The following is a 24140-nucleotide window of genomic DNA, read 5'->3' as shown; positions in this document are numbered from 1 at the left end:
GGAGATCCGCCATGCTGAAAGGCATATCGCCGATCGTCGGCGCGGAGCTGCTGTGGGTCCTGGAGTCCATGGGCCACGGCGACGACTTGGTCCTGGTCGACCGCAACTTCCCGGCCGCCTCCGTGGCCCGGCACACGGCCTCCGGCAAGCTGATCCGGCTCGACGGGGCCGACTGCACCCAGGCCGCGCGCGCCATTCTCGCGCTCTATCCCCTCGACAGCTTCGTCGAGGCGCCGATCCGGCGCATGGAGGTGGTCGGCGAGCCGGAGACCCAGCTCGAGGTGCACCAGGAGGTCCTGGCGGTGGCCCGGGAGGCGGAAGGCCGCGAGATCGCCATGGGCTCGCTCGAGCGCCACGCCTTCTACGCCGAGGCGCGCGAGGGCTACGCCGTGGTCCAGACCACCGAGGCCCGGCCCTACGGCTGTTTCCTCCTGAAGAAGGGCGTCATCTTTGACTGAGCCGGCGCCAGGCGTCCCGGTAGTCTCCCAGGCCGGCGACGTCCAAGGGCCGGACTTCGCTCAGCTCGATACCGATCTCCGGGAGGCCCCCGTCCGACGTCATCAAGGCGAGCAGCGCCGCACCGGCCGCAGTCCCCTCGCCCGCCCGCGACGCGAAGAGGCCTTGCCCCGGCCGCAGGGCGGCGAGCAAGCCGAGAAAGGCTGCGTTCTCGGCGAAGGGCCCATCGACCAGGATGCGGCTCCGCGAGCCGACGGCATCGAGGGATTCCGCCGTCATCAAGGCGCAGTAGAGCGCAGCCAGCGCGGCCCGCTCCGCCGGCCCCTGAGGCGGCGGCCCCTCGAGCCGGCCGCGGCCGCCGCTGCCCGGCATGGGCCCGCCGCTATCGGTGAAGGACGGCAGCGCCGTGCTGCCGCGGGCGACGAGATCCTGCACCGCGGCCGGCGTCGCCGCCACGGCGGGAGCGCCCTCGGCCAGGACTTCCCACTCCCGACCACCCATGAAGCGGCAGCAGGCGACTGGCCGGCCGAACACGTCGGAGTTGGTCGCGGTGTCGCGCTGCGGGTCGAGCCCGGCGATGTCGGTCTCGGTGTCGAAGCCGATGATCCAGGTCCCGCTCGAGAGCAGGGTGAAGGGCGCCAGCCCGGCGGCCAGGTAACGCAGGTAGTTGGCATTGGAGTCATGGATCCCGGCCAGCACTCGGCCCTGCCCGCGGAAGCCGTCGCCGCGGAACCGCGGGTCCAGGAGTCCGACCGTCTCCCAGGCCCTGGTTGGTGGGGCGAAGCGCCGGTCCCAACCCCGCGCCCGGGCCAGGCTGGAGAAGCGCCGTCCCCGGACGTCCCAGAGATGGGTCTGGGCGCCCAGGGCCGTGACCTCGCTGACCGCCCGGCCGCCGAGGCGCAGGGCGAAGTACTGGCCCCAAGGCAGGATGCTCGCGACCCGGGCGAAGGCCTCGGCCAAGACCATTTCCTGCCAGAAGAGCTGAAGTCCGAGGGTCAGCGCCATGGGGTTGGTCGGCGCGAAGACCTCGGCGAAGGCCGGTGCGACCCGGGCATAGGCCTCGAGGACCTCCGGCGGCGGCTCGGCTTCGTAGTCCATCACCGGCAGGGCGAGTTCACCCTCGGCGTCGAGACAGGCCAGCGCCGAGCCGTGGGCGCAGGGCACCACGGCGTCGACCGGCAGCCGGCGGTCGAAGGCCGGCAGGGCCTCGGCCGCCAAGTCGAGCAGCGGCTCGGGATCGAGCGCGGCATAGGGCGGCCCGGGAAGATGAGGGCTGGCACGGCGCGCCTCGGCCACCACTTGCCCCTGGCTGCCGAAGAGCATGAGCCGGGTATTGGTCGAGCCGACGTCGAGGACGGCGATGCCGCGGGCTTCGCTCTGGATCACGACCTTGCCCCCTCCCGCCTGCGGTGCCAGAAAGCCGGCAGCATAACCGCTTGCGCCCCGAGGTGAAGCCCATGCCCGGCAAAGGCTCCAAGGCTACGTCCAGCCCCGAGCATTCGAAGCTGCGCCGCGCCATCATCGACACCTGCCTCGAGATGAACGCCCTGGGCATCAACCAGGGCACCTCAGGCAATGTCAGCGCCCGCACGCCCGAGGGCTTTCTGATCACGCCTTCCGGGATCCCCTACGAGCAAACCAGGCCGAAGCAGATCGTTGCCATGGACCTGGACGGCGGCTACCGCGGCGACTGGCTGCCGTCGTCGGAATGGCGCATGCACCTCGACATCTACAAGGCGCGGCCGGAGGCGCAGGCCGTGGTCCACACACATTCCATCCACGCCACGGCGCTGGCGTCGTTGCGGATCGAGGTGCCGGCCTTCCACTACATGATTGGGGTGACCGGAGGCCCGAGCCTGCGCTGCTCGGACTACGCCACCTTCGGCACCGAGGCCCTGTCCAAGACCATGCTGAAGGCGCTGCAGGACCGTACGGCCTGCCTGCTGGCCAACCACGGCATGATCTGCTTCGGACCCAGCCTCGAGAAGGCCCTGTGGCTGGCCGGCGAGGTCGAGACCCTTTGCGCGCAGTACTTCATCGCCTGCCAGGCCGGGACGCCGAAGATTCTGAGCGGCGCCGAGATGAAGCGGGTGCTGGCCCGCTTCAAGACCTACGGCAAGCAGAGCGACGAGCTGAAAGAGGGCGACGCCCCGGCCGTCGAGGCGCCGATCCGGCGGAACCCGCCCGCCAAGGGGGGCCGAAAGGGGAACAAAGCCAGACGCGCCTGAAGGCAAGGACGCGCCGAGAAGCAGAAGGAGTGGGGATATGGCCTACGTGATCGGTGTCGACGGTGGCACGGAGAGCCTGCGGGCCTTCGTTTTCGATTTGGAGGGCCGACCCAAGGCCTCCCACGCAACGGCCTACGAGACGAGGTTTCCACAACCGGCGTGGGCCGAGCAGAACCCCGAGGACTGGTGGCGGGCGCTGGGCGCCTCCGTGCGCGGCGCACTGTCCGCTGCAGGAATCGGCGCAACCGAGGTGCTGGCGATCTGTGTCGACACGACCTGCTGTTCCGTCGTTGCGCTCGACGCCGAGGGCAAGCCGCTGCGACCGGCGATGATCTGGATGGACGTGCGCGCCGCCAAGGAGGCCGAGGCGGTGGCCGCCAGCGGCGATCCCGCGCTGCGGGTGAACGGGGCGGGTGCCGGCCCAGTCTCCGCCGAGTGGATGCTGCCCAAGGCGCTATGGATTCGGCGCAACCAGCCGGAACTCTTCGATCGGGCGGCGCGGATCGGCGAGTATCAGGACTATCTCAACCTGCGCTTGACTGGGCGCTGGGCCGGCTCGCTGAACAACATGTCCGTGCGTTGGCACTATCAGAACAACCAGGGTGCGCCGGCTTCGCTGCTCGCCAGCCTCGGGCTGGAGGCGCTGCAGGAGAAATGGCCGCAACCGGCGATTCGGCCCGGCGACGTGATCGACGGCCTGACCCAGGAGGCGGCGGCGCACCTGGGCCTCAACCCCGGGACGCCGGTCGTGCAGGGTGGCGCCGATGCCTTCATCGGTATGATCGGCCTAGGCGTGACGGAGCCCGGCGAGATGGCACTGATCACCGGCTCCTCGCACCTTCAGCTCGGCGTTTGTAGCGAACCGGTGCACAAGCCCGGGGTCTGGGGCACCTACATGGACGCGGTCTATCCGGGCAAACCGATCATCGAGGGGGGACAGACCTCGACCGGTTCGGTCATCGCCTGGTTCAAGCGCCACTTCGCGGCCGAGACCAGCTTCGAAGACCTCAACCGGGCGGCGCGGGAGATCGCCCCGGGCGCCGAGGGCCTGCGGGTCCTGGACCACTTCCAGGGCAACCGGACGCCCTACACCGACCCGCTGTCCCGCGGTGCGATCACCGGGCTCACCCTGAAGCACACCGCCGCCCACGTCTTTCGCGCGATCCTGGAAGGCATCTGCTTGGGCACGCGGCTGATCGTCGACAACTTCGGCGAAGCCTTTGCGGCCAAGCGGATCGTGGTCGCCGGCGGCGCAACCAACTCGCCGCTGTGGCTGCAGATCCATGCCAACACCATTGGCGCCCCGTTGGAATTGACCGAGGTACCCGACGCGCCGGCCCTGGGCTGCGCCGTGCTCGCCGCCTATGGTGCGGGCCGTTTCGCCTCGATCGAGGAGGGCGCCAAGGCCATGGTCAGGACGAGTCGCACGATCGAGCCGGATCCCAAGCAAAGCGACCGCTACCGAGCGATCTACCCGCAATACCAGGCACTCTACGGCGCGTTGAAGGCGGCCCGCGAGGCGGGCTAGACACCCATCTGGGAGTCCAGGCGCCCTGCCACCGCGCGCAGGGCCAGCGTCACAACTATAAAGTGAAATCTACAACTTGGCAGCGGGATGAAACAATTCTGTCATCAAGGACTCATCAAGCTGTTATTATCGCCGTCTATCCGCGCAAGACAGACAAGCGGTTCCTAAACAACTCTCGGGGAGGACAACATGCGGGTTACCCGTCGCACCATCTTGAAGGGCGCCGCCGCCACCGGCGCCGCCATCGCCGCACCCTTCGTGCTCAGGGCCCAAGACGCGCTCGCGTCTTCGGGCCAGGTCAACGTCTTCGCCTGGGGCGATTACGTCCAGAAGAACATGATCGAGCGTTTCGAAAAGGACAGCGGAATCAAGATCAACCTTTCGACCTTCGGCTCTAACGACGAGGCCGAGAACAAGCTGCGCGCCGCCGGCGGCAAGGGCTTCGACGTCATCTTCCCCTCGGTCACCAACCGCTCGAACTACGACGACAGCAACGCCCCGGGCGGCTCCTGGCTGGCGCCGCTGGACGAGAGCAAGCTGAAGGTCGACCAGGTCATCCCCTCGATGCTGCGCGACTCGATCAAGCTCGGCGCGGTCAAGCGCGGCAAGCGCTACCTGCTGCCCTTCGATTGGGGCACCGAGGCCATTACCTTCAACTCCGAGGTCCACGACCTCTCCGACGCAGAGGTCTCCTACGGCACCCTTTGGGCCGAAGGGCTCAACAAGCAGGTCGCCTTCCGCCAAAAATCGGTGATCATGGGCGTCGGGCTCTACCTCGAGTCGATCGGCCAGATCAAGACCGACCGCATGCTCGACGTCTACAAGACCGAGGAGGACGCCCGCCGGGTCTGGGACGCCTGCGCCAAGTTCGTGATCGAGAACAAGGAGAAGATCGGCGCCTTCTGGAACAACGCGACCGAGGCGACCGCGGCCTTCACCGACGCCGGCTGCACGGTCGGCCAGACCTGGGACACCACCGGGATCCTGCTGAACCGCCAGGACGCCAAGTACAAGTACCGCATGCCCAAGGAGGGCGGCATCACCTGGATGGATTCCATGGGCATCCCGGTCGGCGCCGAGAACCTGGACCAGGCGCACGCCTTCATCAATGCCATGCTCGACCCGCAGATGGCGGGCATGTTCGCCGCCAACACCGGCTACAACTCCTGCGTCAAGGGCGCCGAGAACCACGCCGGCGAGGAGTTCAAGGCGCAGTTCAACCAGATCTACAACGAGGACAACCTGGCCAACCTCTGGTGGTGGCAGTCGGATACGCCCTGGTTCGCCCCCGTACGCCAGGAATACGTCGAGAAGATCACCAACGCCTGAGCGGACGGCCCGGCGGCGTCACGCTGCCGGGCCCTACCCGCCACCGGGCCTGAATCGGCGGCCCCAGCCCTTTCCGTCGGCCGTCGGTCGGCGCCAGGGGGATTTCAGGCCGCTGAGCCTCGGTTCCGGGGCGGCGCATCGGGAGACGAGGGCGATCATGCACGGGAAAGACGTCGAGCTCCGCGACACCGTGATGCGCTTCGGCGATTTCACGGCTGTCCACCGCAGCCAGCTCGAGATCGAAGCCGGGGAGTTCTTCTCAATCCTCGGGCCCTCGGGCTGCGGCAAGACCACCATCCTCAGGATGATCTCGGGCTTCATCGAGCCCTCCGAGGGCCAGATCCTGATCGGCGGCGCGGACATGCGCGGTCGCGGCCCCAATAACCGTCCGACCGCCCTGATCTTCCAGAACCTGGCGCTCTTCCCCCTGATGACGGTCTGGGAGAACGTGGCCTTCGGCCTGGAGGCCCGCGGCGTCGACAAGGCGGCGCGGCGCAAGCGCGCCGAGGAGCTGCTTGCGCTGGTCGACCTCGCCGGGCAGGGCGGCAAGAAGCCGACCGAGCTGTCCGGCGGCCAGCGCCAGCGGGTCGCCGTCGCCCGGGCTCTGGCGGTCGAGCCCTCGGTGCTGCTGCTTGACGAGCCCCTGTCGGCGCTCGACCTCAAGCTGCGCCAGCACATGCGCAGCGAGCTTCGGGAGATCCAGCGCAAGACCGGCGTCACCTTCGTCTTCATCACCCACGACCAGGGCGAGGCCCTGACCATGTCGGACCGGGTCGCGGTGATGAACCACGGCCGAGTCGAGCAGATCGGGACCGCCGACGAGATCTACCTAAACCCCAGGACGCCCTTTGTCGCCACCTTCGTCGGCCAGCAGAACGTCTTCCGCGGCAAGGTCGCGGGGCTCGACGACGGCATGGCCCAGGTCGAGACCCCGCTGGGCCGCTTCCTAGGTCTCAACGGCGACGGTCTCGGCGTCGGCGACAGCGCGATGATCTTCGTCCGGCCGGAGCGCCTCGGCCTGGTCCGCCAGGAGCGCGAGGGCAGGCTCGGCAACCAGCTCGAGGCCGAGGTCGAGGGCCGCGAGCTGGAAGGGCCCTTCGTCAACATGTTCCTCAACGCCCAGGGCCTGCCGCTGACCATGCACGTGACCAACTCCGCCGAGATGCCGGCCCAGTTCGCCGGGCGCCAGAAGGTCGGCTTCCGCGCCGAGGACGCGCTGGTCCTGCGGGCCGGAGACCTGGCCGATGAATGACCTGCTGCGCAGCTACGGTCGCGGCCTGACCGGCCTCTTCGTCGGCCTGACCGTCGTCTGGCTCGCGGTCCTGGTCATCGTGCCGCAGGCCATGATGCTGGAGCAGTCGCTCTGGTCGAAGGAACGCGGCAACGAGATCTCCCTGCGCATCGACCGCGCCTACACCGAGCTGGAGACCGCCAAGTTCGACCTCGCCAACGACCTGGCCCCGGAGAAGAGGGCCGAGCTGGAGGCGACCATCGGCCGTCTGGAGGCCGAGATCGTCGAGCTCGAGGCGCAGGAGCAGGACCCGCCCAAGGTCTACGGCCTGCAGAACTACACCAAGATGTCGGGGCTGCACTTCAACATCTTCGTCAAGACCATCGCCTATGCGGCCCTGGTGACCCTGCTGGCGCTGGTGGTCTGCTACCCCATCGCCTACGCGGTGGCGCATCTCTCGACACCGGGCAAGGCGGCGCTGCTGCTGCTGGGGTTGACCATCCCCTACGCCATCAACGAGCTGCTGCGGGTCTACGCCTGGCTGATGATCCTGGACTACCAGGGGGTCATCAACTCCTTCCTCGCCTGGCTCGGCTTCGTCTCCTTCGAGGCCAAGAGCTGGGTGCCCTTCCTGGAGTACTCGGGCTCGGTCTTCGTGGCCATGATCTACGCCTACATCCTGTTCATGGTCTTCCCGATCTACAACACCCTGGAGACCCTGGACCGCAACCAGATCGAGGCGGCCAAGGACCTCGGCGGCTCGATCTGGCTGACCCACCGGCGGGTGGTGATTCCCCACGCCAAGCCGGGCATCGCGGTCGGCTGCATCATGACCTTCATGCTCTCCGCCGGCTCCTACGCGGTGCCGCAGATCATGACCCGGGGCAAGTCGGGCGACTGGTTCTCGCAGCTGATCTATCGGCAGTTCTTCGAGAGCTTCAACTGGAACGTCGGCGCCGCCTACTCCTTCACCCTGCTGATCGCCTGCATCATCTTCATCTTCCTGATGATGGCGATCTTCAAGGTGGGGATCCGGGACATCGCCAAGTGATTCCGGACCAATTCACACCGGGCCGCTTGGGAGCTGCAACATGAGCGCAGAGAGCAGCGAGAGCCGGGTCGCCCAGGCGATCCTGAACGGCTACCTCGCGGTCTTCTTCCTCTACATGTTCGCGCCGCTGATCGTGATGTCCCTGGCCGCCTTCAACGCCTACGACTATCCCTCGGTGACCCAGTGGCGAGGCTGGACCCTCAAGTGGTTCGGCGCCCTGGCCGAGGACGACCGGATCCTGATCGGCCTGCAGAACACCGTCGTGGTGGCGCTGGGCGTGATCGTCATCTCCCTGCCCCTGGGCCTGGCCGGGGCCTTCATCCTGACCCGGCTGCAGTCGCGCTGGACCGGGCTGCTCTACGCCGCCCTGGTCTCGCCGATCCTGACCCCGGGAATCATCCTGGGCATCTCGACCCTGATCTTCTGGCGCAACTTCGACGTCCCGGGCGGCCTCTTACTGACCGTGCTGGCCCAGTCCTCCTTCATCGCCTCCTATTCCATGCTGCTGTTCATGGCGCGCCTGCAGCGCCAGGACCGGGTCCTGGAGGAGGCCGCCCTGGACCTGGGCGGGTCGAACCTGCTCGTGTTCCGGCGGATCACCCTGCCCTTCCTCTATCCGACCATCGCGACCGCCGCGGTGATCGCCTTTCTGCAATCGATCGAGAACTACAACACCACGGTCTTCGCCATCGGCGGCGACTGGACCCTGGTGACCGAGATCGGCTCGCGCTTCCGTTTCGGCCTGTCGCCGGTGATCAACGTGATCGGGGTGATCTTCGTGGTCCTGACGGTGGTCGCCGCCACGCTCTATGCCTACTATCGCGAGCGGGAGCGCAAGCGTACCCTGGCGATCGAGCTCGAGCTGCGGGCGATGGACCGCCAGGCCCGGCTTGCGGCCAAGCGCCGTGGTTTAGAGGGTGATGAGACTCCGGTTCCGCTGCCTGCCCGAGCTTGAGCCCCACCTGCCGCGGCCGAAGCCGGCCGCGGAGGGGCTGCCGGACTGGCTGAAGCGGATGCCGGCCGAAGCCGAGAGCGCTCTGCTCGGCGCCAAGGTCCGCAGCGTCAAGCAGTGCCCGCCTTTCCTCGACGCCCTGCGCCACGGCGTGCTGATGCCGCTGGCCGCCGAGCTGCGCATCGCGGACGGCGTCTTCGCCTGGGACAGCGAGCTGCCGCTGCTGGAGCACAGCCGCCTCAGCCGCTCGCCCCTGGGGGTTCACTTGCCCGAGCAGCTCGCCGGCGCGCCCTTCGGCGACCCCGGGCACTTCGTGGTCAAGTTCACCAACTTCTGGTCGGTCACCCTGCCCGAGGGCTGGGCCATGCTCTTCACCCATCCGTTCAACCGCGAGGACCTGCCCTTCCGGACCCTGACCGGCCGGGTCGACTGCGACCACTTCGCCGGCGGCTTCGTGCACTTCCCGGCGCTTTGGACCGACCCCGGTTTCGAGGGGCGCCTGCCCAAGGGCACCCCGGTCGCCCAGGCCTTCCCGGTGCCGCGCGAAGCGCTGGAGCTCGACTTCGCAAGCTTCGACGAGGCCGAGCTGGCGCAGCACCTGGAGGTGCAGGAGGCCCTGAAGGCCGATCCCGGCGCCTATCGCAAGCGCTACCGGGCCGACTGATCTCCCGGATACATGAGCCGGTCGAGGGCGAGTGGGATCCGGCCTTTCGGACGCTGGGTCATGGCAGCCAAGGCCGCGGCACGCAGCTCAGGCGAACCCTTATGCAGGACTCTCCCAAAATGCCGTGCAGCGGTCTCCTGTTCGCCGCGCTCGGCGGCGACCTCGGCCAGCAGCAAGAGCGTCGCGGGATCCTCCGGGCTCTGCCGTTCCAGGGCTTCGGCGTGAACCGAAGCGGCCTTGCCCCTTCCGAGCCTCAACGCCAAGCGCGCGGCGTTGAGCAGGGCGTCCGGGTCTTCCGGCGCGGCCTCGAGGTAGGTCGCGAAGCCGCCGTAGGCGGCGGCGAAGTCCTCCAGGTCCACAAGGGCGGCGGCCCGCTCGAAACGGGCCTTGGCATGCCCTGGGTCCAGCGCCAAGGCCTCGTCGAGGGCGGCCAGGGCCTCTTCCAGCCGGCCCTGGCGTTTCAGCACCAGGCCGAGGTTGTAGAGCAGCGAGGCCTGGGGCGCCGGCAGCCTCGCGATCAGGTCCCGCAAGGCCGTCTCGGCCTTGGTCCAGCGGCCCTTCGAGAGGGCCGCCCGGGCTTCCGCCGCCAGACGGTCCAGATCGGCCGCTGCGAGGCCCTGCGGCGATGTCTTCTGCGCTGCCATGGCAGGCCAGCTTGGACGAAGGCGGCACGATCTGGCAAGCCGCGGGTCCGCGCCGCGGCGGCGAATACGGTTGCCGTGCTGTGGTACTTGGGCTATGGTATACCACAGCAATCGAGCGAATGGCGGGTCCGGGCAGGATGCCCTGGATACCTCGGTCCTAGGGTGATAGCAGCATGATGCCGCGACAGCTTGTGGTTCAACCCATCGAGGCCCGATTCAGCCTGAAGGAGCACATCTATGACGTGCTCAAGGAGGGCATCACCTCGATGAACATCTATGCCGACGATGCCCAGCTCAAGCTGGACGAGCGCCAGCTATCCGAGCAGCTCGGCATCAGCCGGACGCCGATCCGCGAGGCGCTCGCCCGGCTCGAGCAGGAGGGCCTGGTCACCGTGATCCCCCGGCGCGGGGTCTTCATCGTGCGCAAGACCAAGAAAGAGATCCTCGAGATGATCACGGTCTGGGCGGCGCTGGAAAGCATGGCCGCACGGCTGATTACCGAGACCGCGTCGGACGAAAGGATCGCCTCGCTGCGCAAGCTCTTCGCCACCTTCGAGAACGGTCAGATCCAGGCCCGGATGGACGAGTACTCCGACCGCAACATCGACTTCCACCAGGCGATCCTCGAGATGAGCGGCTGCGCGCTGCTCAAGGAGACGGCCGAAGGCCTGTTCCTGCACATGAAGGGCATCCGGGCCCGGACCATCGGCGAAAAGGACCGCGCCAAGCGCTCGATCATCGATCACATGCACATCATCGAGGCGCTGGAAGCCCGCGACGCGGAGCTGGCCGAACGGCTGGTCCGCGAGCACACCATGAACCTCGCGAAGCACATCGAAGAGAACGTGGACTATCTGGACTGAGTCGTGCCGGGGGTCGCCGCAACGCGCGGCGCTCCGTCTCGGGGCCACGGCAGACAACAAGACGGCCAGCCGATGTGCTGCCGCCAGGGTATTGGGGAGAAGATTGAAATGTCGGCAATCGCACAAAGCGTTGAGGCCGAGACCAAGGAAGCCGCCGAACCGGGCTCGCTGACGGACGGGTTCCACCTCGTCATCGATGCGCTCCAGCTCAACGACATCAAAACGATCTACAATGTGCCCGGAATCCCGATCACCGATCTGGGCCGCTACATGCAGGCCGCCGGCATGCGTGTCTTGTCCTTCCGGCATGAACAGCACGCCGGCTATGCGGCCGCCATCGCCGGCTTCCTGACGAAGAAGCCCGGCGTCTGCATGACCGTGTCGGCGCCCGGATTTCTCAACGGTCTGACCGCGCTCGCCCATGCCACCACCAACTGCTATCCGATGATCCTGATCAGCGGCTCCTCCGAGCGCGAGATCGTCGACCTGCAACAGGGCGACTACGAGGAGATGGACCAGCTGGCCATCGCCAAGCCCCTCTGCAAGGCGGCCTACCGCGTCCTCCACGCCCAGGACATCGGCATCGGCATCGCGCGGGCCATTCGCTCCGCCCTGTCCGGCCGGCCGGGGGGCGTCTATCTCGACCTCCCCGCCAATCTGCTTGGCCAGGTCATGGACGCCGAGGCCGGACGCCAATCCCTGGTCAAGGTGAACGACCCGGCGCCGCGGCAGCTGCCGGCGCCGGACGCGGTCCAGCGCGCGCTCGAGGTCCTGAAGCGCGCCGAGCGGCCGCTCATCATCCTCGGCAAGGGCGCCGCCTATGCCCAGGCCGACGCGGAGATTCGCGCGCTCGTGGAGAAGAGCGGCTTTCCCTTCCTGCCGATGAGCATGGCCAAGGGCCTTCTGCCCGACACGCACCCGCAGTCGGCAGGGCCGGCGCGCTCCCTGGTGCTGAAGGAGTCCGACGTCGTCCTGATGATCGGCACCCGGCTCAACTGGCTGCTTTCGCACGGCAAGGGCAAGACCTGGGGCGGCCAGCCCAAGCGCTTCGTCCAGATCGACATCGAGCCAAAGGAGATGGACAGCAACGTCGAGATCGCCGCGCCCCTGGTCGGCGACGTCGGCTCCTGCGTCTCCGCCCTGCTCGAGGGCATGGAGGCGGGCTGGGCCCCGCCGCCGGCCGATTGGACCGGCGCCGTCGAGGCTAAGAAGCAGGCCAACATCGAGCGCATGGCGCCGAAGCTGCAGAACAACAACGTGCCGATGGACTTTCACGGCGCGTTGGGCGTCCTGCGCGGCGTCATCGCCGAGCGCCCCGACGCGATCCTGGTCAACGAGGGCGCCAACACCCTCGACTTCGCCCGCAGCATCATAGACATGCACAAGCCGAGGAAGCGCCTGGACGTCGGCACCTGGGGCGTCATGGGCATCGGTATGGGACAGGCCATCGCCGCCGCCGTGGAGACCGGGCACCCCGTGCTGGCGGTCGAGGGCGATAGCGCCTTTGGCTTCTCCGGCATGGAGGTCGAGACCATCTGCCGCTACGACCTGCCGATCTGCGTGGTGGTCTTCAACAACGGCGGCATCTACCGCGGCTCGGACGTCAATCCCGCCGGCGGCCCGGATGTCGCGACCACGGTCTTCGTCAAGGACGCCCGCTACGACAAGATGATAGAGGCCTTCGGCGGCAAGGGCTACTACGCCACCTCTCCGGACGAGCTGCGCCGTGCCGTGAACGAGGCCATGGACTCCGGGAAGCCCTCGCTGGTCAACGCCGTCATCGACGAGAACGCCGGCACCGAAAGCGGCCGCATCGGCAATCTCAACCCCCAGAGCGTGGTGTCCAAGAAGTAGGCCGGCTCCGCCGGGTCAACCCAGTCAATCACAGGAGCATGCGATGAAAGCTCTTGAAGGTGTTCGTATCCTGGATTTCACGCACGTCCAGTCCGGGCCGACCTGCACGCAGCTGCTGGCGTGGTTCGGCGCCGACGTGATCAAGGTGGAGCGCCCCGGCGTCGGCGACGCAACCCGCGGTCAGCTCCGCGACATCCCGGATGTCGACAGCCTCTACTTCACGATGCTGAACCACAACAAGCGTTCGCTCACGCTCAACACCAAGAACGTAACAGGCAAGGAGGTCCTGGAGCGCTTGGTCAAGTCCTGCGACGTCCTTGTCGAGAACTTCGCCCCTGGCGCGCTCGATCGCATGGGCTTCGGGTGGGAGCGGATCCAGGAACTGAACCCGCGGATGATCTACGCCTCGGTCAAGGGCTTCGGGCCAGGGCCCTACGAGGACTGCAAGGTCTACGAGAACGTCGCCCAGTGCACCGGCGGCGGCGCCTCGACCACCGGCTTCCTCGACGGTCCGCCCACGGTCAGCGGCGCCCAGATCGGCGACTCCGGCACCGGTCTGCACCTGGCCCTCGGCATCGTCACCGCCCTCTTCCAGCGCGAGAAGTCGGGCCGCGGCCAGAAGGTCCTGGCGGCCATGCAGGACGGCGTCCTCAACCTCTGTCGGGTGAAGCTGCGCGACCAGCAACGCCTGCAGCACGGGCCGCTGAAGGAGTACAGCCAGTATGGCCAGGGGATCCCCTTCGGAGACGCCACGCCGCGGGCCGGCAACGATTCCGGCGGCGGCCAGCCGGGCTGGATCGTCAAGTGCAAGGGCTGGGAGAGCGACCCCAACGCCTATGTCTACTTCATCACCCAGGCCGCGGTCTGGGGCAACATCTGCGATCTGATCGGCAAGCCCGAGTGGAAGGACGACCCGGACTACGCCAAGCCCGAGGCCCGGCTCGACAAGATTCCGCAGATCTTCGACACCATCGAGGAGTGGACCAAGACCAAGACCAAGTTCGAGGTCATGGAGGCCTGCAACCCGCTGAACATCCCTTGCGGGCCGATCCTGTCGATGAAGGAGCTGGCCGAGGAGCCGAGCCTGCGCGCGACCGGGACCATCGTCGAGGTCGACCACCCGACCCGCGGCAAGTATCTGACCGTCGGCAACCCGATCAAGCTCTCCGACTCGCCGGCCGAGGTGGTCCGCTCGCCCCTGCTCGGCGAGCATACCGAGGAGATCCTGAGCGAAGTCCTCGGCTACAGCGACGAAGAGGTCGAGAGCATCCGTGAATCGGGTGCCATCGGCGCACCTACGGCGCAAGCGGCCGAGTGACGAGGCAAACCGCCAAGAGCCAGAGATCCGACAGGGGAAGGAAGCACCATGCGCATCGTCGTCCACGGCCAACAAGCCTTCGGCAAGGCCGTCCTCGAAGCCCTGATCGAGCGCGGGGAGAACGTGGTCGGCGTGTTCTGCGCGCCGGACAAGGAAGGCCGGCCGGAGGATCCCTTGAAGACCTTCGCGCTGGAGAAGGGCCTGCCCCTGCACCAGCCCGCGTCCTGGAAGACCGAGGAGGCGGCGGAGCTGATGCAGGGCTTCGACGCCGACGTCTGCATCATGGCCTACGTGACCCTCTTCGTGCCGCAGAACGTGCTCGACATCCCGCGCCTGGGGACCTTCCAGTATCACCCCTCCCTGCTGCCCCTGCACCGCGGCCCGAGCTCGATCAACTGGCCGATCATCATGGGAGAGACCAAGACCGGCCTGACCATCTTCTGGCCGGACGAGGGCTTGGACGAAGGCCCGGTGCTGCTGCAGAAAGAGGTCGAGATCGGCCCCGACGACACCCTGGGCAGCCTCTACTTCAATCATCTCTTCCCGATGGGCGTCGCGGCCATGCTGGAGTCCCTGGACCTGGTGCGCGATGGCAAGGCGCCGCGCAGGGTGCAGGACCACGGCAAGGCGACCTACGAGAGCTGGTGCCGCAAGGCCGACGCCGAGATCGACTGGTCCAAGCCGGTCGACGAGGTCTACAACCTGATCCGCGGCACCAATCCCCAGCCCGGCGCCTGGACCACCTTGAACGGCCAGGAGGTCAAGATCTTCGACTCCGCCAAGGTCGCGGCCTCGGGCAGCCCCGGTGACGTTGTCGCGGTCTCCGAGGAAGGTGTCGCCGTGGCCGCAGCCGAGGGCGCCATTCTGGTCAAGAAAGTGCGGCCGGCGGGTGCTGGCAAGATCGCGGCCAGCGAGTTCGCGGCTGCGGCCGGCGTCGAGGTCGGAAGCCGCTTTGGCGGCTGAGGGGCGCCGAACCATCAGGAACGGCGGAAATCGGCATCGCCTGCATACCCGCCGCAGACAGAAAAGGACGAGGGGAAGGCCATGCCAAAGAGCGACATCGAGATCGCCCGCGAAGCGTCGATGCAGCCGGTTGCCGAGGTCGGCGCCAAGATCGACATCCCCGCCGAGCACCTGCTGCAGTACGGTCCGCACAAGGCCAAGGTTTCCTACGACTTTATCAAGTCGCTGCAGGGCCGCGAGGACGGCAGGCTGATCCTGGTCACGGCGATCACCCCGACCCCGGCCGGCGAAGGCAAGACCACGACCACGGTGGGCCTCGGCGACGGCCTTAACAAGATCGGCAAGAAGGCGGCGATCTGCATCCGGGAGCCCTCGCTCGGCCCCTGCTTCGGCATGAAGGGCGGCGCGGCGGGCGGCGGCTACGCCCAGGTCGTGCCGATGGAGGACATCAACCTCCATTTCACCGGCGACTTCCACGCCATCTCGACGGCACACAACCTGCTGTCGGCGATGATCGACAACCACATCTACTGGGGCAACGCCCTGGGCTTCGATTCCCGCCGCGTCGCCTGGCGCCGGGTGGTCGACATGAACGACCGCGCGCTCAGGTCCATCGTCTGCAACCTGGGCGGCGTCGCCAACGGCTTCCCGCGCGAGGACGGCTACGACATCACCGTGGCCTCCGAGATCATGGCGATCTTCTGCCTGGCCAACGACCTGGACGACCTGACCCAGCGCATCGGCAACATCGTCGTCGGCTACACCCGCGAGCGGCAGCCGATCCGCGCCTCGGCGCTCAAGGCGCCCGGCCCCATGGCGGTCCTGCTGAAGGACGCCCTGATGCCGAACCTGGTGCAGACCCTGGAAAACAACCCCGCCTTCGTGCACGGCGGGCCCTTCGCCAACATCGCCCACGGCTGCAACTCGGTGACCGCGACCAAGGCGGCGCTCAAGCTGGCCGACTACGTGGTGACCGAGGCCGGCTTCGGCGCCGACCTGGGGGCCGAGAAGTTCTTCGACATCAAGTGCCGCAAGGCCGGGCTCAAGCCGGCGGCCGCGGTCATCGTCGCCACCGTGCGGGCGCTGAAGATGCACGGCGGCGTCGGCAAGACGGACCTGGGCAAGGAGAACGTCGCGGCGGTCAAGGCCGGCTGCGAGAACCTGGCCCGGCACATCCGGAACGTCACCTCCTTCGGCGTGCCGGCGGTGGTCGCGATCAACCAGTTCATCTCCGACACCGAGGCCGAGCTGGAAGCCGTGCGCGAGACCGCCGGCTCCTTCGGTGCCAATGCGATCCTGGCCTCGCACTGGGCCGACGGCTCGGCCGGCACCGAGGCCCTGGCCCGGCACGTGGTCGAGCTCGCGGAATCGGGCCAGGCGGACTTCCAGCCGCTCTACCCCGACGACCTGCCGCTCTTCGAGAAGATCGAGGCCGTAGCGACCAAGCTCTACGGGGCCGTGGCAGTGAACGCCGACGGCAAGGTCAGGAACCAGCTCGCGGACTGGGAGAAGGCCGGTTACGGCCACTTTCCGGTCTGCATGGCCAAGACCCAGTACAGCTTCTCGACCGATCCGAACCTGAAGGGCGCGCCCGAGGGCCACGAGGTCAACGTACGGGAGGTCAGGCTGTCGGCCGGCGCCGAGTTCGTCGTCGCCATCACCGGCGACATCATGACCATGCCGGGCCTGCCGCGGGTGCCGGCGGCGGAGGCGATCCACCTTAACGAGGCGGGTGAGATCGAGGGGCTCTTTTAGACCCGGCCGAAGCAAGGTCTTCGGCCCCGTCGGGAGGAGAAGAATAACCAGGCCCAGCGCTTGGCCGGGCCACGGTCTGGGGAGGCCGAGATGACGCTACACACGATCCTGGTTCCGGTGCGCGGCGACGGCCTCGGCGAAGGGGTGCTGAACCATGCCCTGGCGCTTGGACGGCGCTTCGACGCCCACCTGGACATCGTCCACTGCCGTCCGAACCCCGAGGACCTCCTACCCTTCGGAGTCTTCGTTCCGGCCGCCCTAAAGCAGGAGATCACGGCCTCCGCCGGCAGCCTCGCCAACGAGGAGGAGCAGCGCGTCAAGACGCTCTTCGAGGACTACTGCCGGCGCCACCAGCTCACGGTCGTCACGGCGCGGCCCTGGCCGAGGGACCGCATGTCGGTGTCCTGGCGCGAGGAAACCGGCAAACAGGCCGCGATCGTCGGGGTGCTCGGCCGCCTCGCAGACGTCGTCGTCGTCGCCCAGCCAGACCACAGCCGCAACCTCGGCCTGAACACGCTGGAGGCCGCCTTGCTGGAGTCCGGACGCCCGGTGCTGCTCTGTCCTCCGAAGCCGCTCGCCGGTCCGCTCGGCGCGCACGTCGCAGTCGCCTGGAACGGCAGCACCGAGGCGGCCCGCGCCATCGCCGCCACCCTGCCGGTCCTGGCCGCGGCGGACAAGGTCACGCTCCTTGCGGTGTCCACGGGCACCAAGGAGGCCCTGGCCCCGGCGGCGGTCAGGGACTACCTGTCCGACCACGGGATCGTCGCCGAGGTCCGCAGCCAGACCGCCCGCGGCAGCGAGGTCGGCCAGGCCCTGCTTCTGGCAACCAGGGAGGCCGGCGCGGACCTGCTGCTCATGGGTGCTTACGGGCAGAGCCGGCGCCGGGAGCTGATCATGGGCGGGGTGACCCAACATGTAATTGACGAATCCGACCTCCCGGTCCTGCTCTGCCACTGAGCCGGAGGGTTTCGGAAACAGGATCACGATGGCAGCCGGTGGCAATTCTTGGATTTAGCTCGAATGTTTTTTCGGGCGGGCCCTTCGGCCTCGAAACCCAGCCCTCTTCGGCCGGGCTCGCCGAGCGGAGCGCAAGCTCTGTCGGAACCGGAGGATTTCTGCGGGCAAGGCCATTGAACTGCACTGCCGATCTGTTACAATCAGACGCTGGTATACCATACGCCAAAAAGAGACCGAGTGCGGGTGAGGGCAATCGAGAGGACGATCCTCGCTTTTGAAAGCTGCAGGAGGCGCTATACTCGACCTCGTTCCTCGGTTGCGAAAGCCTGCACCGACGAACGCGCAAGATGTCTGGGAGGACAAATCATGGCGAAGACGAGAAGACACCTTCTGGGGCTGGCTGCTGCCGTTGCTCTTGGCTCGGTTGCGTCCTTTACGCTGCCCGGCGCGGCGACCGCCGCCTGGGAGCCCAAGAAGCCCGTAGAGTTCGTGATCATGGCCGGCAAGGGCGGCGGTGCCGACAAGATGGCGCGGCTGATGCAGACGGTCATCGAGAAGAACGGCTGGGCCGCCAAGCCGCTCACGCCGATCAACAAGCCTGGCGGCTCGGGCGCCGAGGCCTTGGTCTACCTCAAGGACAAGGCCAAGTCGGATCCCAATCACACCATCATGGTGACCCTCAACAGTTTCTACACCACGCCACTGCGGCAGCCGAAGCTGGAGGTCGACATCGAGGCCTTCACGCCGGTCGCGCGCATGGCCGAGGACACTTTCCTCCTTTGGGTCCACAAGGACTCCGGCATCAAGAACGTCGATGACTTCGTCAAGGCGGCCAAGGCGGCCGGCGACGGCTGGATCATGGCCGGCACCGGCAAGTTGCAGGAAGACCAGCTGCTGACCGATTTCCTCAATGCGGCCTATGGCCTGAAGATGAAGTACGTGCCCTACAAGGGCGGCGGCAAGGTGGCCAAGCAGCTGGCCGGCAAGCACGCCAACTCCACGGTCAACAACCCCTCCGAGCAGGAAGGCTTCTATGCCGCCGGCACGACGGTGCCCCTGGCCGCCTTCACGCCAAAGCGGTTGGAGATGTTTCCCGACGCGCCGACCTTTGGCGAGCTGGGTAACGAGTTCGTCTACTTCATGCAGCGCAGCGTCGTCGGTGCCCCGGGCATGAGCGACGAGGCGGCCGCCTACTACCAGGCGCTTTTCCAGAAGGTCTTCGAGTCCTCCGAGTGGCAGGACTATCGGAAGAAGAAGAGCCTTCAGGGTGAGTTCCTGACCGGCGCGGCGCTCAAGGACTACTGGCTGAAGGAGCGCGAGATCCACAAGCAGATGCTGGCCAAGATGGGGGCCCTGTAACCTCCAACGTGGACGGCACGACACGTCGAGACTCGAAAGGGCGCCATCATGCGTAGGGCGGAGATCATCACCGCAGCGCTGATGGCGCTCTTTTCGATCTATCTGATGGTCAAGAGCGCAGAGCTCCCCATCGGCTGGATCGAAGACGAGGGCCCGGGGGGCGGCGCCTTCTCCTTCTGGCTGGCCGCAGTCATGCTGCTGTGCTGCCTTTGGATCGCCATCAACTGGTTCCGGCGCAAAAGCCCGCAGTCTGTGTCGGACCAGCAATACATGGACTCGGCCGCCAAGAAGAAATTCCTTCTAGTGGGCGGCGGCGTCACCGTCATGATCGCCCTGGTTCATTTCGTCGGGATGTACGGCGCGATCCTGGTGTTCCTGATCTACTACATCCGCTTCCTCGGCCGGCATGCCTGGCCGACGACGATGCTGATCTCGGTCTCCGCGCCGATCGTCACCTTCTTCTTCTTCGACGTCGCGATGAGGATCGTTCTGCCCAAGGGCTATCTCGAGCCCCTGTTTCTGCCGCTCTACGACATCTTCTTATAGGGTCGGGCACCTGCAGGTAGCGAGGCGGCGCAGGCCTTGGGACGCTGCGTCAAGAGGAGAGGATCGCTCAAAGGTCCGGGAAGAGACGCATGGAAATCTTGCAGCACCTGACGGACGGCTTCCTCATCGCCTTCGATCCCCTGAACATGGGGCTCGTCATCCTGGGCGTTGTGGTCGGGCTCTTCATCGGGGCCATGCCGGGCCTCGGGTCCGTCAACGGCGTGGCGATCCTGCTGCCGATGACCTTCCTGGTCCCCCCGACCTCGGCGATGATCTTCCTGGCGGCCATCTACTACGGCGCCATGTACGGCGGCGCCATCAGCTCGATCATGCTCGGCATTCCCGGCGCTTCGACGGCGGTCGCGACGACCTTCGATGGCCGTCCCTTGGCGTTGAGAGGCGAGGCCGACAAGGCTCTGGTCGCGGCCGCCCTCGCCTCCTTCTTCGGCGGCACGATCTCGATCGTACTCTTCACCGGCTTCGCCCCCGCCTTGGCCAGCATCGCCCTCGACTTCGGCGATCCGGAGATCTTCGCCCTGATGCTCCTGGCCTTCGCCACCTTCGTCGGCCTGGGCAGCGACGACATCCCCAAGACCATCTTCTCGATCTGCATCGGGCTGGTCTTCAGCGCGGTCGGCCTCGACATCATGAGCGGCGAGCCGCGGCTGATCTTCTTCGACATCATCGGCTTCATGAGCGGAATCAACTTCCTGGTCCTGGCGATCGGCATCTACGGCATCGGCGAGATGCTTTGGACCATCGAGAAGACCGAAGGCGATTCCATGATGTCGAAGGCGGTGATCACGGTCGATCGCATCCTCAACAACCTGAAGGAACTGCTGGGCACCTGGAAGGTCGCCATGTCCAGTTCCCTTCTCGGATTCTTCGTCGGCATCTTGCCCGCAGCGGGCGCCACGCCGGGCTCCCTGATGTCCTACGGCGTCGCCAAGATGATCTCCAAGACGCCGGAGAACTACGGCAAGGGCGAGGTCTCGGGCGTGGTCGCGCCGGAGGCCGCCAACAACGCCGCCTCGACCGGCGCCATGCTGCCGATGCTGACCCTGGGGATTCCGGGCTCGCCGACCACGGCGATCCTTTTGGGCGGCATGGTGATCTGGGGATTGGTCCCCGGCCCCCTTCTCTTCGTCGACCAGACCGAGTTCGTCTGGGGCCTGATCGCCAGCCTCTACGCCGCCAACCTCTTCGCGGTGCTGATCAACATCGTCTTCATTCCGGCCTTTCTCTGGATGCTGAAGATGCCCTTCACCATCCTGGCACCGATCATCTTCGTGCTCAGCCTAGTCGGCGGCTACGCGCCGACCCAGAAGATGCACGACGTCTGGCTGATGCTGATCTTCGGTGCCGGCGGCTACCTGCTGCGCAAGCTCGACTATCCCTTGGCGCCGGCGGTGCTGGCGATCGTGCTGGGGCCGATCGCGGAGCCCGCGCTGCGGCAGTCCCTGCTGATCTCCAACGGCGACCCCATGATCTTCATCAACCGCCCGATCGCCGGGCCGATCACGATCATCGCCCTGATCCTGATCTTCCTGCCGCTGTTCAAGACGCTCGCGCGGCGCCTTCGGAAGGCGGGCTGAACCACGGGCGAAGTCCTGTTCCGACCCGAACACCGGCGGGCCGAGGCCGAGGGTTCGAAGAGGTTGCTTTGGCGCCGAAATCGTGGTATACCACATACCAGAGTGCGACGAAGGGGCCGCCGAGTGCGAACTTCCGTGTTCGGGCCGGGGATGGCGCGCTTCGGAACGCAAGCCGGGAGGACGGCCATGAACCTCCACGAACACCAAGCCAAGAGCCTGCTGCGCGACTACGGCCTGCCGAGCCCGCAGGGCGGCGTGGCGACGACGCCCGAGGAGGCCTCGGCCCTGGCCCAGGTCCTGGGCGGCCGGAGCTGGGCGGTCAAGGCCCAGATCCACGCCGGCCGGCGGAAGCAGGCCGGCGGCGTCCGCTTCGCCGAATCGCGCGAGACGGTGGCCGAGGCCGCGCGCGAGCTCCTGGGCCGACCGCTGGTCACCGGTCAGACCGGCCGCGAAGGGCTGCTGGTCACGTCGGTTTACGTCGAGAAGGCCGTCGAGATCGAGCGGGAAATCTACCTGGCCGCCCTGGTCGACCGCGCGGCAGGCTGCCTGACCCTGATCGCCAGCCCGACCGGCGGGGAGGACGTCGAGGCCGGCCTGGCCGCTGCGGAGGGCCTGGTCCGCCTTTCCTCCGATGCCGGGATGGACCCCGAACACACGGACTTTGCCGCCATGGCCGCAGGGCTCGGGCTCGCCGGCGAAGCCGCCAAAGCGGCGGCCGGGGTCTTCGCCGCGGTCTGGAAGGCCTTTCTCGCCTTCGACGCCAGCCTGATCGAGCTTAATCCTCTGGCGGTCACGAAATCCGGGGAGCTGGCGGTCCTCGATGTCAAGATGGTGCTCGACGACAACGCGCTCTTCCGGCACCCGGAGCTGGAAGCCCTGCGCGACGAAGACGAAAGCGACCCGCAGGAGCGCGAGGCTCATCGCTTCGAGATGAACTACGTCCGGCTGGACGGCGACATCGGCCTGATGGTGACCGGTGCCGGGCTCTGCCTGGCGACCATCGACATGATCAAGCGGCGCGGCGGCGAACCGGCCAACTTCATGGACGTGCGCCCGGTGGCCAGCGGCGCCCAGATCGCCGAGGGCCTAGGCATCCTGCTGCGGTCGCCGCGGGTCCGGGTCATCCTGGTCAACGCCATGGGCGGTGGCATCCTGCGCTGCGACACCCTTGCCGAAGGCGTGGCGGAGGCCTATCGGACCTCGGCGCGGAAGCTGCCGATCGTCTTCCGGGGCGCCGGCACCGCCAAGGAGCTGGGCGAGATGACCCTGCGCAACCAGGGCGTCCCCGCCGCCGTCTTCGACGACTTGGGCGAGGCCGTCGACGAAGCGCTGCGGCTGGCCCAGGCGGGAGGCGCGTGATGGGCATCCTGGTCGACCAAGACACGCGGGTCGTCTTTCAAGGCCTGACCGGCGCCACCGCGACCCGCATGGCCGAGCGGGCCATCGCCTCGGGCACCCGGGTAGTCGGCGGCGTCACGCCCGGCAAGGGCGGCTCCACGCACCTGAGCCTGCCGGTCTTCGACAGCGTCGCGCAGGCGGTGGCGGAGACCCGGCCGGACGCCACCGGGGTCTTCGTGCCGCCGGCCCAGGCCGCCGCGGCGATGATCGAGGCCATCGAGGCCGAGATCCCTCTGGTGGTCTGCGTTACCGAGCGCGTGCCGGTGCTCGACATGGTGCGGGTCAAGCAGGCCCTGGCCGGATCCAAGACCCGGGTCATCGGGCCCAACTCCTACGGCATCATCACGCCGGAGGCCTGCCGGATCGGCGTCATGCCGGATCGCCCGCACAAGCCGGGGCGCATCGGCATCGCCTCGCGCTCCGCCACCCTGGCCTATGAGGCGGTGGCCCAGACCACCCGCTTCCGCCTGGGCCAGTCGACCTCCCTGGGCATCGGCGGCGACCCGGTCCACGGCCTGGACTTCGTCGACTGCCTGGCGCTTTTCCTGGCCGACCCCAAGACGGCGGGGATCGTCCTGATCGGCGAGATCGGCGGCCGTGCGGAGCAGGACGCCGCTGCCTTCCTGGAGGACCGCCGCCCGAAAAAGCCGGTGGTCGCCTACGTCGCCGGGATGAACGCACCGCCGGAGCGCCGCATGGGCCATGCCGGGACCGTCGACCTGCTGGGGCAGGGCGATGCCATGGACAAGATCCGGGCCCTGGAGAAGGCGGGAGTCATCGTGGTCGAGAGCGCCAACCTGATCGGCCACGCCATGCGCCAGGCCCTGGACGGCGCGTCCTGATCGGCGCGGGGCGCGGCGCCGCGATCAGCCGCAGGCGCCCACCGTCTGCGGCTGCGGATTCGAATAGGCGGCGGTCACCGCTTCCAGGCGGCGCAGCGACAGGAGCACATCCTCGGCTCTCTGTTCGGCCGGCCCGGTCAGCAGGAAATAGCGCTTCAGCTCGGCGTCCTGGCGGGCCGGGTGCGCGGGGCTCAAGGTCAGGCCCCAGCGGCTGAGGGCCTCTTCCAGGTCCTGCTTGATCTTCCTCAGCTCTTCGCGATCGGCGCATTCCACCGATCCCCCGTACAGCAGCGCGGCGACGTCCGACCGAAGTTGGATCACAGCTTGCATGCCTGACTCCCGTCTGACCTATTACCGGCCCGAGGCGTCGCCGACAGCGGACTCGAGGCTTCGAAAGGCGCCCGTCGGAGACCGGCGCGCCGCCGCGAAGTGCGGCCAAAACCTCAAGGCCTGCAGGCGATACGTGCCGCCATTGAAGGCCTGAGCTCCTCGTTCATGGTCAGGGGTGGGTTAATCCAAGTATGGTGTGCCGACCGAAGTACAGCAACCAAGGATTGCTACCGCGGCTGAAAGATCCCTGGGGCGATACGGGGCCTAAATTTGTCAC

General features: G+C 67.4%; 22 protein-coding genes. 19 read left to right on the top strand and 3 right to left on the bottom strand.

Annotation, left to right across the window (positions count from 1 at the left end):
• The first annotated feature begins 11 nt into the window (after positions 1 to 11).
• Entirely contained in the window at positions 12 to 458 is a 447-nt protein-coding gene (locus QNJ30_07150; GenBank protein MDJ0943222.1) for an RbsD/FucU domain-containing protein, read from the top strand.
• Here the strand turns inward: QNJ30_07150 and QNJ30_07145 are convergent.
• Positions 445 to 1842: a hypothetical protein gene (locus QNJ30_07145; protein MDJ0943221.1), complete on the bottom strand. Its 1398-nt coding sequence runs from the start codon at positions 1840 to 1842 to the stop codon at positions 445 to 447. The two genes, QNJ30_07150 and QNJ30_07145, sit on opposite strands and share 14 nt — an antisense overlap.
• Positions 1843 to 1913: 71 nt before the next feature.
• On the opposite strand from QNJ30_07145, the gene QNJ30_07140 reads away from it, so the two are divergent.
• The 7 genes from QNJ30_07140 to QNJ30_07110 all read left to right on the top strand — a co-directional run bounded on the left by QNJ30_07140 (position 1914) and on the right by QNJ30_07110 (position 9439).
• Positions 1914 to 2684 (top strand): class II aldolase/adducin family protein, encoded by a 771-nt coding sequence (locus tag QNJ30_07140; protein MDJ0943220.1) that lies wholly within the window; start codon positions 1914 to 1916, stop codon positions 2682 to 2684.
• A 37-nt stretch (positions 2685 to 2721) separates the two neighbouring features.
• The gene (locus QNJ30_07135) at positions 2722 to 4212 is read left to right on the top strand and encodes an FGGY-family carbohydrate kinase (GenBank protein MDJ0943219.1); all 1491 of its coding nucleotides are present in this window, start codon (positions 2722 to 2724) and stop codon (positions 4210 to 4212) included.
• A 189-nt stretch (positions 4213 to 4401) separates the two neighbouring features.
• Entirely contained in the window at positions 4402 to 5541 is a 1140-nt protein-coding gene (locus tag QNJ30_07130) for an extracellular solute-binding protein (protein MDJ0943218.1), read from the top strand.
• Between the two features lie 193 nt (positions 5542 to 5734).
• On the top strand, positions 5735 to 6793 hold the full coding sequence (locus tag QNJ30_07125; protein MDJ0943217.1) for an ABC transporter ATP-binding protein: 1059 nt from the start codon (positions 5735 to 5737) through the stop codon (positions 6791 to 6793).
• A complete protein-coding gene (locus QNJ30_07120) occupies positions 6786 to 7823 on the top strand; it encodes an ABC transporter permease subunit (protein MDJ0943216.1) in 1038 nt (345 codons plus the stop codon). The genes QNJ30_07125 and QNJ30_07120 overlap by 8 nt, the downstream gene beginning before the upstream one ends.
• A gap of 40 nt (positions 7824 to 7863) precedes the next feature.
• A complete protein-coding gene (locus QNJ30_07115) occupies positions 7864 to 8778 on the top strand; it encodes an ABC transporter permease (protein MDJ0943215.1) in 915 nt (304 codons plus the stop codon).
• Entirely contained in the window at positions 8744 to 9439 is a 696-nt protein-coding gene (locus QNJ30_07110) for a hypothetical protein (protein ID MDJ0943214.1), read from the top strand. Before QNJ30_07115 ends, QNJ30_07110 begins: the two co-directional genes overlap by 35 nt.
• Here the strand turns inward: QNJ30_07110 and QNJ30_07105 are convergent.
• On the bottom strand, positions 9424 to 10083 hold the full coding sequence (locus QNJ30_07105) for a tetratricopeptide repeat protein (GenBank protein MDJ0943213.1): 660 nt from the start codon (positions 10081 to 10083) through the stop codon (positions 9424 to 9426). The genes QNJ30_07110 and QNJ30_07105 overlap by 16 nt on opposite strands.
• 173 nt (positions 10084 to 10256) lie before the next feature.
• Here QNJ30_07105 and QNJ30_07100 point away from each other — a divergent pair, with 173 nt between their 5' ends.
• The 11 genes from QNJ30_07100 to sucD all read left to right on the top strand — a co-directional run bounded on the left by QNJ30_07100 (position 10257) and on the right by sucD (position 23533).
• A complete protein-coding gene (locus QNJ30_07100) occupies positions 10257 to 10946 on the top strand; it encodes a GntR family transcriptional regulator (protein MDJ0943212.1) in 690 nt (229 codons plus the stop codon).
• A gap of 108 nt (positions 10947 to 11054) precedes the next feature.
• On the top strand, positions 11055 to 12800 hold the full coding sequence (gene oxc, locus QNJ30_07095) for an oxalyl-CoA decarboxylase (GenBank protein MDJ0943211.1): 1746 nt from the start codon (positions 11055 to 11057) through the stop codon (positions 12798 to 12800).
• Positions 12801 to 12843: 43 nt separating this feature from the next.
• Entirely contained in the window at positions 12844 to 14118 is a 1275-nt protein-coding gene (frc, locus tag QNJ30_07090) for a formyl-CoA transferase (protein MDJ0943210.1), read from the top strand.
• A 48-nt stretch (positions 14119 to 14166) separates the two neighbouring features.
• A complete protein-coding gene (locus tag QNJ30_07085) occupies positions 14167 to 15081 on the top strand; it encodes a methionyl-tRNA formyltransferase (protein MDJ0943209.1) in 915 nt (304 codons plus the stop codon).
• A gap of 81 nt (positions 15082 to 15162) precedes the next feature.
• Positions 15163 to 16836: a formate--tetrahydrofolate ligase gene (locus tag QNJ30_07080; GenBank protein MDJ0943208.1), complete on the top strand. Its 1674-nt coding sequence runs from the start codon at positions 15163 to 15165 to the stop codon at positions 16834 to 16836.
• Positions 16837 to 16926: 90 nt separating this feature from the next.
• A complete protein-coding gene (locus tag QNJ30_07075) occupies positions 16927 to 17793 on the top strand; it encodes a universal stress protein (protein MDJ0943207.1) in 867 nt (288 codons plus the stop codon).
• 366 nt (positions 17794 to 18159) lie between these two features.
• Positions 18160 to 19152, top strand: coding sequence for a tripartite tricarboxylate transporter substrate-binding protein (locus QNJ30_07070; protein ID MDJ0943206.1), 993 nt, complete (start codon positions 18160 to 18162; stop codon positions 19150 to 19152).
• Positions 19153 to 19200: 48 nt separating this feature from the next.
• Complete coding sequence (locus tag QNJ30_07065) at positions 19201 to 19698, top strand: tripartite tricarboxylate transporter TctB family protein (protein ID MDJ0943205.1); 498 nt, start codon at positions 19201 to 19203, stop codon at positions 19696 to 19698.
• Between the two features lie 89 nt (positions 19699 to 19787).
• Positions 19788 to 21293, top strand: a complete 1506-nt coding sequence (locus QNJ30_07060; protein ID MDJ0943204.1) for a tripartite tricarboxylate transporter permease — start codon at positions 19788 to 19790, stop codon at positions 21291 to 21293.
• A 186-nt stretch (positions 21294 to 21479) separates the two neighbouring features.
• On the top strand, positions 21480 to 22652 hold the full coding sequence (gene sucC, locus QNJ30_07055; protein MDJ0943203.1) for an ADP-forming succinate--CoA ligase subunit beta: 1173 nt from the start codon (positions 21480 to 21482) through the stop codon (positions 22650 to 22652).
• A complete protein-coding gene (gene sucD / locus QNJ30_07050) occupies positions 22652 to 23533 on the top strand; it encodes a succinate--CoA ligase subunit alpha (GenBank protein ID MDJ0943202.1) in 882 nt (293 codons plus the stop codon). The genes sucC and sucD overlap by 1 nt, the downstream gene beginning before the upstream one ends.
• A 24-nt stretch (positions 23534 to 23557) precedes the next feature.
• Here the strand turns inward: sucD and QNJ30_07045 are convergent, their stop codons facing one another.
• Entirely contained in the window at positions 23558 to 23863 is a 306-nt protein-coding gene (locus QNJ30_07045) for a hypothetical protein (protein ID MDJ0943201.1), read from the bottom strand.
• Between the last annotated feature and the right edge of the window lie 277 nt (positions 23864 to 24140).

This window comes from Kiloniellales bacterium (assembly GCA_030066685.1).
Classification (GTDB): Bacteria; Pseudomonadota; Alphaproteobacteria; order Kiloniellales; family JAKSBE01; genus JAKSBE01.
The sequence above is the reverse complement of the archived record's forward strand: the minus strand, read 5'-3'. Positions and strand labels throughout refer to the sequence as shown.